13 protein-coding genes are annotated in these 15,116 nt (G+C 49.2%); 6 read left to right on the top strand and 7 right to left on the bottom strand.

All coding sequences use genetic code 11. The annotated features are described in order from the left end of the window. The first annotated feature begins 175 nt into the window (after positions 1-175). Positions 176-1,072 (top strand): dihydrodipicolinate synthase family protein, encoded by an 897-nt coding sequence (locus L4D79_RS19535; RefSeq protein WP_428653414.1) that lies wholly within the window; start codon positions 176-178, stop codon positions 1,070-1,072. Positions 1,073-1,134: 62 nt separating this feature from the next. On the opposite strand, the gene ruvB is transcribed toward L4D79_RS19535, so the two are convergent. From ruvB to aspS, 6 genes are all read right to left on the bottom strand, one after another. Further along, positions 1,135-2,151: a Holliday junction branch migration DNA helicase RuvB gene (ruvB, locus tag L4D79_RS19530; RefSeq protein WP_428653411.1), complete on the bottom strand. Its 1,017-nt coding sequence runs from the start codon at positions 2,149-2,151 to the stop codon at positions 1,135-1,137. 48 nt (positions 2,152-2,199) lie between these two features. Next, positions 2,200-2,823: a Holliday junction branch migration protein RuvA gene (ruvA, locus tag L4D79_RS19525; RefSeq protein ID WP_428653617.1), complete on the bottom strand. Its 624-nt coding sequence runs from the start codon at positions 2,821-2,823 to the stop codon at positions 2,200-2,202. Between the two features lie 105 nt (positions 2,824-2,928). Then, on the bottom strand, positions 2,929-4,392 hold the full coding sequence (locus L4D79_RS19520) for a methyl-accepting chemotaxis protein (RefSeq protein ID WP_428653409.1): 1,464 nt from the start codon (positions 4,390-4,392) through the stop codon (positions 2,929-2,931). Between the two features lie 241 nt (positions 4,393-4,633). After that, on the bottom strand, positions 4,634-5,155 hold the full coding sequence (ruvC, locus tag L4D79_RS19515; RefSeq protein ID WP_107350185.1) for a crossover junction endodeoxyribonuclease RuvC: 522 nt from the start codon (positions 5,153-5,155) through the stop codon (positions 4,634-4,636). Positions 5,156-5,167: 12 nt separating this feature from the next. Next, a complete protein-coding gene (locus L4D79_RS19510; protein ID WP_428653407.1) occupies positions 5,168-5,911 on the bottom strand; it encodes a YebC/PmpR family DNA-binding transcriptional regulator in 744 nt (247 codons plus the stop codon). A gap of 198 nt (positions 5,912-6,109) precedes the next feature. After that, positions 6,110-7,894, bottom strand: a complete 1,785-nt coding sequence (gene aspS / locus L4D79_RS19505; protein WP_428653405.1) for an aspartate--tRNA ligase — start codon at positions 7,892-7,894, stop codon at positions 6,110-6,112. Positions 7,895-8,330: 436 nt separating this feature from the next. On the opposite strand from aspS, the gene L4D79_RS19500 reads away from it, so the two are divergent. After that, entirely contained in the window at positions 8,331-9,215 is an 885-nt protein-coding gene (locus tag L4D79_RS19500) for a DUF72 domain-containing protein (protein ID WP_428653403.1), read from the top strand. Between the two features lie 191 nt (positions 9,216-9,406). Beyond that, positions 9,407-10,636 carry an esterase/lipase family protein gene (locus L4D79_RS19495; protein ID WP_428653400.1) on the top strand — a complete coding sequence of 410 codons (1,230 nt, stop codon included), beginning with the start codon at positions 9,407-9,409 and terminating at the stop codon, positions 10,634-10,636. 64 nt (positions 10,637-10,700) lie between these two features. Here L4D79_RS19495 and L4D79_RS19490 read toward each other — a convergent pair whose 3' ends face one another. Then, positions 10,701-12,098, bottom strand: a complete 1,398-nt coding sequence (locus tag L4D79_RS19490; protein WP_428653397.1) for a cytochrome c peroxidase — start codon at positions 12,096-12,098, stop codon at positions 10,701-10,703. A gap of 442 nt (positions 12,099-12,540) precedes the next feature. On the opposite strand from L4D79_RS19490, the gene cmoA reads away from it, so the two are divergent. The 3 genes from cmoA to L4D79_RS19475 all read left to right on the top strand — a co-directional run bounded on the left by cmoA (position 12,541) and on the right by L4D79_RS19475 (position 15,113). Beyond that, positions 12,541-13,269 (top strand): carboxy-S-adenosyl-L-methionine synthase CmoA, encoded by a 729-nt coding sequence (gene cmoA, locus L4D79_RS19485; protein ID WP_255040092.1) that lies wholly within the window; start codon positions 12,541-12,543, stop codon positions 13,267-13,269. Between the two features lie 14 nt (positions 13,270-13,283). Continuing rightward, positions 13,284-14,258 (top strand): tRNA 5-methoxyuridine(34)/uridine 5-oxyacetic acid(34) synthase CmoB, encoded by a 975-nt coding sequence (cmoB, locus tag L4D79_RS19480; RefSeq protein ID WP_428653395.1) that lies wholly within the window; start codon positions 13,284-13,286, stop codon positions 14,256-14,258. A gap of 87 nt (positions 14,259-14,345) precedes the next feature. Next, positions 14,346-15,113 (top strand): ATP-dependent zinc protease family protein, encoded by a 768-nt coding sequence (locus L4D79_RS19475; protein ID WP_428653393.1) that lies wholly within the window; start codon positions 14,346-14,348, stop codon positions 15,111-15,113. The last annotated feature ends 3 nt before the right edge of the window (positions 15,114-15,116 follow it).

Here is a 15,116-nt window from a genome sequence, read left to right as displayed (position 1 = left end):
AGTTTAAGCTCAGAAGCTACAATGTACTTAGGATGATACCTTCATCACAATTTCGATGTGCCGTACATTTATCCTGATTATATCGATTGCTAAATGAAGCTTTACTCCATAAGATGACAATCAAACTCCATTATTAACTTTATTTCTGAAGTATAACTTCACAGGTGTTTGAACTATGCAAAAACTAACCGGGCTAATCGCCGCTCCACATACTCCTTTCTCAGCTAATGGCGACGTCAACTTTGCTGCTATTGACCAGATTGCAGCCCACCTGATCCAAGATGGCGTTCAAGGTGCATACATCTGTGGCACAACAGGTGAAGGTATCCATTGCTCTGTTGAAGAGCGCAAGGCAATTGCCGAACGTTGGGTATCGGCGGCGAACGGCAAGCTAAAACTCATTGTTCACACCGGCGCACTTAGCATCGTTGATACACTAGAGCTAACCCGCCATGCCGACACCTTGGATATCCTTGCCACATCGGCTATCGGCCCATGCTTCTTCAAGCCAGGCTCTGTGGCAGATTTGGTTGACTACTGCGCAACCGTTGCTGCAGCAGCACCGTCAAAAGGCTTCTATTACTACCACTCAGGCATGTCTGGCGTGAATCTCGATATGGAACAGTTCCTGATCCAAGCTGAGTCGCGTATTCCGAACCTGTCCGGGCTGAAATTCAACAGTGGTGACCTATACGAATACCAGCGCTGCCTGCGTGCTTGCGACGGTAAATTTGATATTCCATTCGGCGTCGATGAGCACCTACCCGGCGCACTTGCTGTGGGCGCAACCAGCGCAGTTGGCAGTACCTATAACTACGCTGCTAAGCATTTTATCGACATTATTGGTGCATTTGAGCGTGGCGAACATCAGCAGGTGATTGAAGGAATGGATACCGTCATCGCGCTGATCCGAGTTCTGGTTGAGTATGGTGGTGTCGCGGCAGGTAAAGCGGCAATGGCATTGCACGACATCGATGCCGGTGATCCTCGCCTACCGCTAAAAGCGCTAACGACTGAGCAAAAGGCGGATGTGGTTGCCAAGATGCAAGCGGCTGGCTTTCTAAAAGCATAAGCCCAGCTTGGTGAACAGGCACAAAAAAGCGAGGCACTGCCTCGCTTTTTTTATCAACTTATTTACTTGGTTTCCGGCACATCAAACCCGAAATGCAAGTAGGCACGGTGAGTGGCAATTCGACCACGCGGCGTGCGTTGCAGGAAACCTTGCTGGATCAGATAAGGCTCAAGCACATCTTCGATGGTATCGCGCTCTTCACCAATGGCCGCCGCAAGGTTGTCCAAACCAACCGGCCCCCCCATAAACTTATCGATAATCGCCATCAGCAACTTGCGGTCCATGTAATCAAAACCACTGCTGTCGACATCCAACATATCCAGAGCCTTGGCGGCAACATCAGGGCAGATATGGCCATTGCCTTTGACTTCGGCAAAGTCACGTACCCGGCGCAACAATCGGTTGGCGATACGTGGTGTCCCGCGGGCACGCATTGCCACTTCCATCGCGCCAGCTTCTTCCATCGACAAATCCAAGCAATTGGCACTACGCTGGACAATCCCTTTCAGATCTTCCACCTTGTAGTATTCCAGTCGCTGGGTAATACCAAAACGGTCGCGAAGTGGTGATGTCAACGAACCGGCGCGGGTTGTCGCACCGATCAAAGTAAACGGCGGCAAGTCAATCTTAATTGAACGGGCTGCCGGACCCTCACCAATCATAATATCCAGCTGGTAATCTTCCATCGCCGGATACAGTACTTCTTCTACCTGCGGACTGAGACGGTGGATCTCATCGATGAACAAAACGTCGTTTTCTTCGAGGTTAGTCAGCAGCGCTGCCAGATCACCGGCTTTTTCCAGTACCGGGCCTGAAGTGGTACGGATGCTCACGCCCATCTCATTGGCAACAATGTTGGCCAAGGTAGTTTTGCCCAAGCCCGGAGGGCCGAAAATCAACAAATGATCCAAGGCTTCATCTCGTAGCTTGGCAGCCTGAATAAAGATCTCCATCTGGCCACGAACATGATCCTGCCCCTTGTAGTCTTCGAGCAACTTAGGGCGGATCGCGCGATCAATAATGTCTTCTTCGCGCGTGGTAGGAAAATCATTGGCGACTAATCTGTCTGCTTCTATCATCAAGCTTACCTAAATACCGAAACCATAAACTAAACGAGCAACCATGAATTAAACCATTGAACGCAGGGCGTCACGAATGATCATTTCGCTGGTCATCTCCGGCTGAACTACCTGAGCAACCACTTTCGATGCTTGCTGGGGTTTATAGCCCAACGCGACGAGTGCACTGACCGCTTCATCTTCGGCTCGTGCCTGCGATGCCGTATCTTGTACCGGTGCGTTCGATGCCGCCGTATCCAAAGCAGGCGTAAATAAATCACCCTCGCCCCAGCCTTTGAGGCGGTCTTTCATTTCCACCACCAAGCGCTCGGCAGTCTTCTTACCGACACCCGGAATTTTGACCAAGGTGGTGACATCTTCGTTTTCAACACTGAGGACAAACTGACTCGCAGTCATTGCCGATAGAATAGCCAAACCCAGCTTAGGGCCGACACCATTGGCCTTGATCACTTCGCGGAACAAGTCACGCTCGCTTTTTTTGTTGAAGCCGTAAAGTAGCTGAGCGTCTTCGCGTACCACAAAGTGGGTCGAGACAATCGCTTCCTGACCGACTTGCGGCAGCTCGTAAAAGCAGCTCATCGGCATCTGGACTTCGTAGCCCATACCGTTCACCTCAAGCAATACTTCAGGTGGTTGTTTTTCAATGATGATTCCACGTAGTCGGCCAATCACAGCAAGATCTCTTTTCTCAATCCACAAAATTGGCTCTAGGATAGTAAAGAGCTGGATGTATATCCAGCTCTTTTTTCACATCCAGTAGCCGTTAGCACGCAAACCTTATGCCATCTGCTGACGCATACCTACGACCTGATTAAGGCTCTCAGCCAATGCATTCAACCGCTCAACCTGCTCGGCTAACATTGCCCCTTGCGAGGCGACAGCATCTGACACTTGATTGGTTTCGACGACACTGCTGGCGACCGCCTGGCTGGCACATGTCAGCTCCCTGAGCGCTTCAACTTGATGGCTAATGGTTTCGGCCAGCTGACTAACGTCCACCGAGACACTGCTGACCTGCTCGATGATCCCACTCAGCTCTGTGGTGCTGTTTTCAATAACGGCCTGACCCTGTGATACCTCACGCCGGCTTCGCTCCAGCAAGGCACGGATATCCACCGCCGAATTGTTACTTTTGGCAGATAACTCACGGACCTGATCAGCCACAACGGCGAAGCCCCTGCCCTGCTCACCGGCCCGCGCCGCTTCAATAGCGGCATTGAGTGCCAGCAGATTCGTTTGCTCGGCTACGGAAGTGATCACATCCGCAACCGACATGATCTCATCATTGCTGCTCAGGATCCGAGCAATAGCCTGTTTGGAAGCTTGGAGGGAATCGGAGCTGGTTTCGGCTTGACGATAAATAATATCGCTGCGCTGCTTCAGCTCAGTCACAAACTGATCGGACGCTTCCATCCCTTGGGTCAGGTGCTTCACTTGCTCACTCATTTGCTCTGCGGCACTGGCCTGCGACTCACAATTCACATTTAAAGTGCTAACCTGCTGGTGTAACTCCGAGGATTGCTGCTCGATCACCCCCGATACCTGAGTCAACGACTCGGCATTGCCACTGGCCTGATCCAAAACCTCTGAAAGCTGTGTCGCCCCTTGCTTGGCTTGCTCTGCAATCGCTTCACTTGCCCTATGGGCCGATTCAGCCTGCTCAATCGCCGCTTGCCTTTGCCGTGAAACCCAGGCTTGGGCAACAACAATCACGACGAGTGGCAATAAGAAACCAGACCAAGTCTCAACCACAAGAGACGTTGGAGTGAGCTCAACGTTAGGGTAAACCAGGCCCGATAAATGACCATTCACCATCCAGCCGGAAATAGCGACCACCAGCAATGACCAGACTGTTGCCATAAACAACCTTGCCGAGAGATAAAAAGCCACAATCAGCAACGGCAGCCAGAAGGCCTGGGTCGATTCCACAATACCGCCAGTCTGGTAAATGATATTGACCGCGTGGATTACCATACCCAGGAAACCGACATTCAAAGCGGCTTCAGCTTGTTTGCTAAGCCGGAAAATCACCCCCGCCGTGCACTCTAGGATCACGAGCAAAATAGATGTCATGACCAACGCACTGTGGCCATGCTCATTCCACTTGAACAGGCTATATAGCCCAACAAAGAAAGACGTTAGTGTAAAAAACAAAAAGGTATCGACGTAGCGTGCGTCCTCGCCCTGCCAACTAGAGGTCGTCGGCATAAACAGCGCTCGCCAAAGTGCCAATGGCGTCATGGAATCCGTTCCTTATTCTGTTTGGATTATTGTTTTCAGGTGTTGTTATCGAGCATCGGTTCGAGCATTCATCGGTTTACTCAGTAGAGGTCACCATCACTTGGTCATATGACCTCCGACCAATATATGCTAATAAACAATATCCTAACAAAACAAAAAAGCAGCCAAGGGCTGCTTTTTTGATCAAACACTCATTATGCCAATAAGACACTCGTGAGATAACACTTTGTATTCTTGATGATTATCGATAGCGTCCCCGACGGGCCCCACGGGCTTGTCCCGCCATGGCGATCAGTGTTTTATGAGTATGAGCATGACAAATAGCCACCGCCAGTGCATCGGCAGCATCCGCCTGTGGTTTACCCGGCAGCTTAAGTACCGAACAGACCATATGCTGGACCTGTGCTTTATCTGCCCCACCAGTCCCGACCACCGCCTGCTTGATCAAACGTGCAGCATATTCACTGACTGGCAAATCAGCATTCACCGCGGCTACGATGGCACTGCCACGGGCTTGTCCCAACTTCAACGCCGAGCTGGCGTTTTTACCCATGAAGACTTCTTCAATCGCAAACGCATCAGGCTGGAATTGAGTAATAACCTCACTCACTCCGGCATAGATTTGCTTGAGGCGACCAGGGATATCCTCGACAGAAGTACGAATACAGCCACTGCCGAGGTATTCAAGATGTCGCCCAACCTGACGGATCACACCGTATCCGGTGATCCTTGAGCCGGGGTCAATCCCCAAAATAATAGACATACTCTTCAGGTGTTACAGCTGCGCCGCAACCTCGTCAGAAATTTCACCGTTATGGTAAACTTCCTGGACGTCATCCAAATCTTCAAGCGCATCAATCAGGCGAAGCAGTTTCGGTGCCGTGTCCGCATCCAGATCCGCTTTTGTTGAAGGCACCAAGGTAACTTCTGCATTCTGAGCTTCAAAACCCGCGGCATCCAACGCATCTTTTACCGAACCGAACTCTGCCGGCGTCGTAAACACGTCGATAGACCCATCGTCATTGGTTTCAACATCATCAGCGCCGCCTTCCAGCGCCGCTTCCATAACAGCATCTTCGTCTAGACCTGCAGGATAAGAAATCACACCTTTCTTATCAAACAGGTAGCTGACACTGCCATCGGTACCTAAGTTACCGTTCGCCTTTGAGAATGCATGGCGTACACCTGATACGGTACGGTTACGGTTATCGGTCATACATTCAACCATCACCGCAGTGCCTGCAGGACCATAACCTTCATAGATCACAGTTTCCATATTCTCATCACCCTCGCCACCGGCACCACGGCTAACAGCGCGGTTTACAGTGTCACGGGTCATATTGTTTGATAGTGCTTTATCAACGGCTGCACGCAAACGTGGGTTATTATCTGGTTCGGCGCCGCCTTCTTTTGCAGCAACAACGATTTCACGGATTAACTTAGTGAAAATTTTACCGCGCTTCGCATCCTGTGCCGCTTTACGGTGTTTGATATTGGCAAATTTACTGTGACCAGCCATTTCATTCTCCGGATTTGATTAGGCATCTATGCCCAAGTTTCACAAACTGTAGGGTTATATACCCAAGTAACCTCAAGAAAGCCTCTTCAGCAAGAGAACGAGTTCAGCAAACGTACAAGCTAAGCCTTCAATGTAAAGTCACTTGGGTATATAAAAAAAGACTGGCCTTTCGGCCAGTCTATTCTGTTCGCTTATTGCTTATTCTTGCTCAGCGTTTTCTTTCTTCGCCAAGTTAACCGCAATGGCCAGTTCATCAAGGGCCGCTGGGTTTGCCAGGCTCGGCGCATCAGTCAGAAGACAAGACGCCGCTGTTGTTTTAGGGAACGCGATAACATCACGGATGTTCTCGGTACCACATAGCAGCATCACTAAACGGTCAAGACCGAATGCCAAACCTGCGTGAGGCGGTGTACCGAACTTCAATGCGTCTAGCAAGAAGCCGAACTTCGCTTTTTGCTCTTCCGGTTCGATACCCAGAATGCTAAATACAGAAGACTGCATCTCAGCGTTGTGGATACGAACAGAACCACCACCGACTTCATAGCCATTAATAACCATATCGTAAGCATTCGAGTTTGCCGCTGCAGGGTTTGCCGCTAGCTCTTCAGGCGAGACACCCAGTGGCGATGTGAATGGGTGGTGCATAGCATGCAGGTTACCTTCATCATCTTCTTCGAACATTGGGAAGTCGATAACCCAAAGCGGTGCCCATGCCTTCTTATCTGTTAGCTCTAGATCGTTACCCAGCTTCAGACGTAGTGCACCCATTGCTTCTTCAACAATGCGCTTCTTGTCTGCGCCGAATAGGATGATATCGCCAGATTCTGCCTGAGTACGGTCAAGTAGCTGTGCTACCACTTCTTCGTTCAGGAACTTAGCAACTGGAGACTGAACACCTTCGAAGCCTGCTTCGCGGTCGTTCACTTTCATCCATGCCAAGCCTTTCGCGCCGTAGATACCAACAAACTTGGTGTACTCGTCGATTTGCTTACGCGTTAGCTTAGCGCCACCCGGAACACGGATCACAGCCACACGGCCTTTTTCGTCGTTCGCAGGGCCAGAGAAGACTTTGAAGTCAACATCTTTAAGGATGTCAGCTACGTCAACCAGCTCAAGCGGGTTACGAAGATCTGGCTTGTCTGAACCAAAACGACGCATCGCTTCAGAGAACGGCATAATAGGGAACGCACCGAGTTCTACATCTAGTAGCTCTTTCCACATTTCGTTGATCATACGCTCAGTAACTGCACGTACTTGCTCTGCCGACATGAATGAGGTTTCGATATCGATCTGAGTGAATTCTGGTTGACGGTCAGCACGTAGATCTTCGTCGCGGAAACACTTAACGATTTGGTAGTAGCGATCGAAGCCAGACATCATCAACAGCTGCTTGAATAGCTGTGGTGACTGAGGCAATGCATAGAAGCTGCCTTTATGAACACGGCTAGGAACCAAGTAGTCACGAGCACCTTCCGGTGTCGCTTTAGTCAGTACTGGTGTTTCGATATCTAGGAAGTCGTTGGTATCTAGGAAACGACGAACGAAGCTAGATGCTTTAGCACGTAGCTTAATACGGTCACTCATTTCTGGACGACGTAGGTCGAGATAACGGTACTTAAGGCGCTGCTCTTCCGTGTTTTTCTGGTTGAAGTCTAGTGGTAGCACGTCAGAACGGTTGATGATTTCCAGGCCAGTCGCCAAAATTTCAACTTCACCTGTTGCCATGTCTTTGTTCACTTGGCTGTCAGGACGTACACGTACTTCACCTGTTAGGCGGATACAGAATTCGTTGCGCAGTTGGTTAGCGACTTCGAATACATCTTTCATATCCGGGTCAACAACTACCTGAACAATACCTTCACGATCTCGCATATCAACGAAGATAAGACCGCCTAAATCACGGCGACGGTTAACCCAGCCGCATAACTCTACTGTTTGCCCTGCTAGGGACTTGTTCAGGTGACCACAATATTGGGTGCGCATATGAAATTCCCGATCTATTTACTAACTTTCCTGTGCGTATGGCTGTGCCCGAAGCAACCGGCCACACACAAGCTGAATCTTTCCCGGCCAATTTGATTAAACTTCACGCAACTATTGCGATCAGTCGGGCCGAGAGACAAAAATAACGAGGCATTATATACCCAAGCGCCTTCAACATACATGATCCGCGAGAATTAATTGGCAATCGGCCACAATCGATAATGTCATGGCTGGCAGCCTATCGCCGGCATGAGTTAACCGTTTCCTGGCACTGACAGCGTATATTGGAGGAGCAGGGGAACAAAGCGAAATACCACTTTAGGAAAAAGTGGTTAAGAAGATCAAGGAAAAATCCCATATCGAGGGCCTAAAACATTGACCAAGCACCAAAAACCTTAGCACAATGGGCGCTACATCCCAGTTTGGAAGCCTTGCAATGCTGTCAACTCAAGTCAACCTCCCTATTCGCCTTGGCCTTGCCATGTGGTCGCACAGCCATTGGCAGCAGAGCCTATACGGAAGTGGCTGCAAAGCAGGCGAGCGACTCGCCAAATATGCCGAGGTTTTTCATACGGTTGAGGGAAACACCACCTTCTATGCCACACCGGGGATCCCTACGGTAAAGAAATGGCACCAGTCCACCAGCGATCACTTCCGCTTTACCTTCAAGCTGCCACAGGCCATTACCCACCAGAACCAACTGGTTCACTGCGATCAGCTGTTGGCTGACTTCTTTACCACTATGGCACCACTCGAAGGAAAGATAGGCCTGTGGAAAATCCAGCTACCGGCCCAGTTTGGTCCCGCCGCTCTGCCTGCCTTGGAAAAATTCCTCAAACGGTTACCAGCCAATTACCCCATCGGAGTGGAAGTACGCCATCCGGCCTTTTTTGCCAAGGGCGAGGAAGAAAAGCGGCTCAATCGCTTACTACTCGAGCACGGAGCGAACCGTATTATCATGGACAGCCGACCGGTGTTCGCCGCACCACCCACCACCGCGGCGGTGATCGATGCCCACCAGAACAAGCCCCAGGTGCCGGTGCACGCCATCGCTACAGCAGATTATCCGATGATCCGCTTTATCGGCCACCCCGATGATGCCAGCAACGATGCCTTTTTTGCCAACTGGCTGGTCCGCCTTCCGCAGTGGCTGCGTGACGGCAAACAGCCTTACCTGTTTATCCATACTCCGGACAATAACCACGCCCCAGAGCTAGCAACCCGCCTTTATCACTTGCTACAGCAAAAGGCCGCCGACGCCAACCTGCCGAATGTCGAACTGCCAAAAGCCGAGCCGGATCCGCAAATTAACTTGATATAGCAATAGCGGTGCTGTGGTGATGAATGCTACTCATTGTTGACTCAAACGTGAGGCTATGGATGTAGAAATGCCAAATGCCTCTCATTAACCTAGCAGCAACTATTAATTTTTAATTTTTCGATAGTTAACCGCCAATTTCTGCCTGTAGTATAAACACAACGTTCAAAACTTAAGCTCGCGAGGATAGTCTTTTGAGATCGCTCTTTGTACTGCTGCTTCTACTGCTCACTGGCTGTGGATCGCTTAACGCCTTAAATAAAGACATTATCCAAGTGAATAACAATTACAAGGAAGTCACGATAATCCTTCCTTCATCAGACCGCTATGTAATTATTCAGCTAGGCTCCGATAACATTTCCGATATCAAAAATGTTGATATCAGTGATAGTAGCCATAAGACCGTTATTCCATCACTGATTGACCGCGTCAGTGTTATCTATATTTTTGAAGACAAAAGCCATGATCTTTCTTACCAGAAAGGACAGCCCCTTTACCGTATCGAAGCAAGCAGTTTTCCAGAGTCGGACCAAGCACTAGTCATTGATGAACAATGGCTCAGCCCGCACCCGCTTGAAGACATAGAGTCAGTACCACTGCTTAGCTACTTTGACATTGATATTAAAAAAGCCAATATAGGCAATGTCGTCGACTTTGAGCATGAAGTATTCAGCCCTGAAGCTCAACGTATGGGGATGTGGCAACCATTAGAATTTGTCGAACGTCGATATTCTGGTGTCTTTTTTCTCGAACCTTTAGATAAAAACAAAATTCCGGTGCTGTTTGTTCATGGTATGGGGGGCAGCGGCAAAGAGTTTGAACACATCATTGAGAATATGGATAGAGAACGCTATCAAGCGTGGATAATAAACTATCCGAGTGCTTTGTCATTAACGCTGCTAGCACACTCACTCTCGTCAATAATTACAGCTGTTGGTGATATATACGATTACAAAGAGCCAATGCATATTGTCGCCCACAGCATGGGAGGCGTATTAACCCAGCACTATCTCAATATCTGTAGCCTACAAACACAATGTCAACGAATCCGTTCGTTCACCTCAATCGCTTCTCCATTTAATGGGGTGAGCTCAGCTCAACTGGGTGTTCAATTTTCGCCAGTCGTCATGCCTGCATGGCGTGATATTGCCCCAAATAGCTTGGTCATTAAAAATCTCTTCAACTCTGAGCTTTCGCAACGCAGACCACCGCACTACCTGATGTTTGCGTTTGATAATAGCGGCTTAACGTCAAGGCCTAGTGGAGATGGGACTATTGTTCTTTCAAGCCAATTGATTACGACTGCACAGCATCAGGCTGAACGTATTTCTGGCTATGACGAAAACCATACTAACGTATTGAAAAGTCAGCAGCTTATCGCTGATTTACATGCGTTTTGGCTTGACATTGAACGTTCCAAATAACAAAAAACACCCCGCAGGCTTAAACTACGGGGTGTTATCATTTTGCAATTACAGCGTCTGGCTATTACTGCAAAATCTGGCCGTTGTACTCACCGTTCAATGTTTCTAAGTATGCGGTGATCTTACCTATCTCAGTATCAGTCAGTTTCACGCCTACCTGATAGTAAGCCATCTGAGCGACGGCTTCTGCTAGCGTCTCTACACTACCGTCATGGAAATACGGCGCGGTCAAAGCAACATTACGTAGAGTCGGTACCTTGAAACGGTGCATATCATTGGCATCGCCCGTGGCATTGAAGCGACCGTAGTCCACTTCGGTGACATTACCACGGTCGGCAAAGTAGTCTTTCTTCAGGCCCATAACCTCAAAGCTCTGCCCCCCCATGGCTTCACCGACGTGACAAGTGCTGCATTTGTACTGTTTGAAAAGTGCATAACCTTCTTGCTCATCAGCATTCAGCGCTGAGTTATCACCACGCAAGAACTGATCAAAACGGCTATTCGGTGTCACCAATGTCTTCTCAAACTCAGCAATGGCATCGGTGATACTGTGCTCGGTGATACCCTCGGCATAAATCGCAGCAAACGCCGCATTCATTTCTTCATCTACTGCCAGCTTATCAACGATCTGCTGCCAAGACTCCGAAGCCATTTCCAATGGATTCAATGGTGGACCACCGGCCTGTGCCTGCAAATCGTGCGCGCGGCCATCCCAGAACTGGTGGGTATTGAATACCGAGTTAAATACCGTTGGTGCATTGATAGGGCCAATAGCACCGTTAACACCCACTGACGTCGTCAGGCGGTCAACACCGCCGGTTTCCAGCCCATGGCAGCTCGCACACGACACTGTGTTGTCACCAGATAAGCGGGTATCGTGATACAGCAGATCACCCAGCTCGACCTTTGCCATATCGACAACGAAAGTTGTGCGGATAGGCTGTACCGCCTCGTATTTAAACGCTTCGGTGATCTTGGCCTGACCTTGATGGTGGCGCAAACGTTCCTGCTTCACCCAGCCTTGAAGCGTCGTGGTTTCTTCTGGGGAGAGTTTCGAACGCCAGTGCATAGTCAGGTACATCGCTGGCGGCATCGAGTTGTCTTCCATTACCGACTCAAGCTTAGCCAGTTCGACCTCAGAAATAAGCTCGCCAGCCTTCACTTGGGACATCATGGCTTCAATATTGAAATGGCGCATACCACGGGTGACATCGGCTTCCATCAACTGCTTGGCAACGGGTAGCTGGCCGTAAAATGGCATATCGCTGTCACTGGTATGGCAGTAAGAACAACCATTCTTATTCAGTACATCAAAAGCGGCCGTTGAAAGTGGGTCTATCACCTGGCCAGAAACCTGATGGTATCGGCTGGCGGCAAGTTGCTGGTCAAACTTATCAACCACATAGACGGAGGCCAGGTAGCCAAGAAGGCCCACACCAACCGCATAATATAATTTACGCATTTTCTTCTCCCCAAAAAAATTGCGGGAAAGATAAAAGTATCGCCACCCCTTTACCAATTGAAAAAAGCGTAAAGGCTCATTGATTTATCCGATAAAACATTAAGTTAACATCGATAAGCCAGATAATAAGCAGTTAAGTGCATTCGCGGGCAAGAATTGTTGCTAATATACAGTTTCGCAACAAATATTTTGTTACAGCTTTACTTGGCGGTAAAAGAGCGGGTAAAGAGGCTAAACAGTGCCGTTAATTCTGTCGAACTATCGAAAAAGGTCTGGGCTACGGGCAAAATCTATAAAGACAAATGCGCTCATTTTCACTACAATACGCGACCTTTCAGCGGTGATGGATCACCCCAGTATGTCAATTGACGCCAAAGGCGTAGAAAAGTTCATACTTATCATTTGGGATTTCTGTTTTTTTGTATAGATGAGGTTCGTGAAGATGGCCGGTCACGACAATATTTTTTCGGCACCGATAGATAAAATCGGTGATTTTACGTTTGACGAACGTGTTGCTGAGGTTTTCCCGGATATGATCCAGCGCTCGGTACCGGGATACAGCAATATTATTTCAGCGATTGGTATGCTGGCTGAACGCTTCGCCAAGCCGCATTCGAAAGTGTATGATTTGGGCTGCTCGCTCGGAGCGGCGACCTTATCAATGCGCAGACATATCCAGCAAGAAGGTTGTGAAATCATTGCTGTTGATAATTCCAGCGCCATGGTTGAACGTTGCCGCTTGCATATTAACGCCTACCGCTCCGACACCCCGGTCCAAGTGGTAGAGGCTGATATCCGCAACATCGATATCAACGATGCTTCTGTCGTGGTTCTGAACTTCACCCTGCAGTTTCTGGTTCCAGAAGATCGTCAAACACTGCTTGAAAAGATTTATGCCGGCCTGCGCCCGGGGGGGATCTTGATCCTTTCGGAAAAGTACATCTTCGACGATGAGCGTGCCCACGAGCTGCTTATCGATCTGCATCACGACTTCAAGCGTGCCAATGGCTACAGCGAGCTGGAAATCAGCCAAAAACGCAGCGCCATTGAAAACGTCATGCTGCCTGACAGCATTGATACCCATAAGCAGCGCTTTGAGAAGATTGGCTTCACAAGCTCTGAAGTCTGGTTCCAATGTTTCAACTTCGGCTCGATGTTCGCCATTAAATAAGGTTTCTATTGTCTATGTTTACTTTTGCTGAGTTTTACCAGCTCCTTGCCCAGCATGAAACACTGCGCCCATGGCTAAACACCCTGCCAAAACAACTGAGCGATTGGGAAGAGCAAGCCCATGGTGACATGGGCCGCTGGATGCGCGCTCTGAAGAAATTCCCAACGGACAAGCCTGATATCATCGACCTGAAAAATGCGGTCAGTGTCCGCAATGAAGACGGTATTGCCGACGGCGAACAAAAGCGCCTTGAAAGTCTACTTCGCTTGCTGCACCCATGGCGTAAAGGCCCGTACCAAATGCACGGCATCGATATCGATACCGAGTGGCGCTCGGACTGGAAATGGGATCGCGTCCTACCTCATATCTCACCGCTTAAAGGCCGGACGGTCTTGGATGTCGGCTGCGGTAATGGTTACCATATGTGGCGTATGCTGGGTGAAGAAGCCAAGCTGACTGTGGGTATCGACCCGTCGAACCTGTTCCTTGTTCAGTTTGAGGCGATCAAGCGCTTGATGGGACTGGACGAACGTGCCTACTTACTGCCGTTGGGGATTGAGCAGCTACCTGAGCTTAAGGCCTTCGACACCGTATTCTCGATGGGCGTACTTTATCACCGCCGCTCACCTTTGGATCACATCATCCAACTGAAGAACCAACTGCGTAAAGATGGTGAACTCATTCTAGAAACCCTCGTGATTGATGGTGATGAGAACGATGTGTTGGTGCCGACCCACCGCTACGCCCAGATGCACAACGTCTACTTCTTCCCATCTGCCAAAGCGCTGAAGGTGTGGATGGAAAAATGTGGTCTGGTCGACGTGAAAATTGTCGACGAATGCGTGACCACCACTGACGAGCAGCGCTCAACCGACTGGATGACAAACAATTCGCTGCCGGAATACCTCGACCCTGCTGACCCATCAAAAACAGTCGAAGGTTACCCTGCACCGAAGCGTGCCGTGCTAATTGCGCGAAATCCTGACTAACTACTGACAAGGGGGTGCTGTTCGCATCCCCTTTTCTACGCTAAAATACTGCCGCCTAAGAAAAAAGAAGTACCTCCGGGAGATAAAATGCTTCGCCGCTTTGTACCATTACTGACCTTTGCTGTCCTTTCTGGCTGTAGCCTTACCCAGCCACAACAAGATCATGAACAAACTATGCAAGCGATTAATGTCATGGAAGATCGTGTAAATTTCCAGCTTGCAACCATGATCAAACAAATTGATGACCAAAACGCTAATATTGATAAGCTAGAAAAGCAGATATCTACCTTGTCGGAAGATATGAGCCAACGCTACACTGATTCGACTCTACTTGCCTTCACTGAAGAGGAAGAGGAAGAGACGCCAATACCTGTTATTGTCGATAACGACCCTCGCGTTGCCCATGGCAAAGTGATTCTGGGAGAAGAAGAGTGGGTATGGCTGGATGCGACCCGAAGCTTTTACAAAGCCCGTATCGACACGGGAGCAACCACATCATCTGTTAGTGCGACCAACATACAGATTTTCGAGCGAGATGGTAAAGAGTGGGCACGCTTCAACATGAACCACACCTCGGATGAAAACCCGAGCGAAGCCGATATTGTTGAAGCGCCAGTCGTACGTTGGGTGAAAATCCGCCAAGCCAGTGCCGAGGGTGTAAACCGTCGCCCAGTGATTGAAGCATGGGTAAAACTCGGTCAGCTTCATGAAAAAGCACAATTTACGTTGGCAGATCGCACACAAATGACCTATCCAGTATTATTAGGGCGAGAGTTTTTCAAAGACATAGCGCTTGTTGATGTAGGTAAAAAGTTTGTTCAGGGAATGAATGAACAGCAAGTACAACAAAACTAATAA

This window comes from Photobacterium satsumensis, from assembly GCF_050336935.1.
Lineage (GTDB): Bacteria > Pseudomonadota > Gammaproteobacteria > Enterobacterales > Vibrionaceae > Photobacterium > Photobacterium satsumensis.
This window is presented reverse-complemented; position numbering and strand designations above follow the sequence as displayed.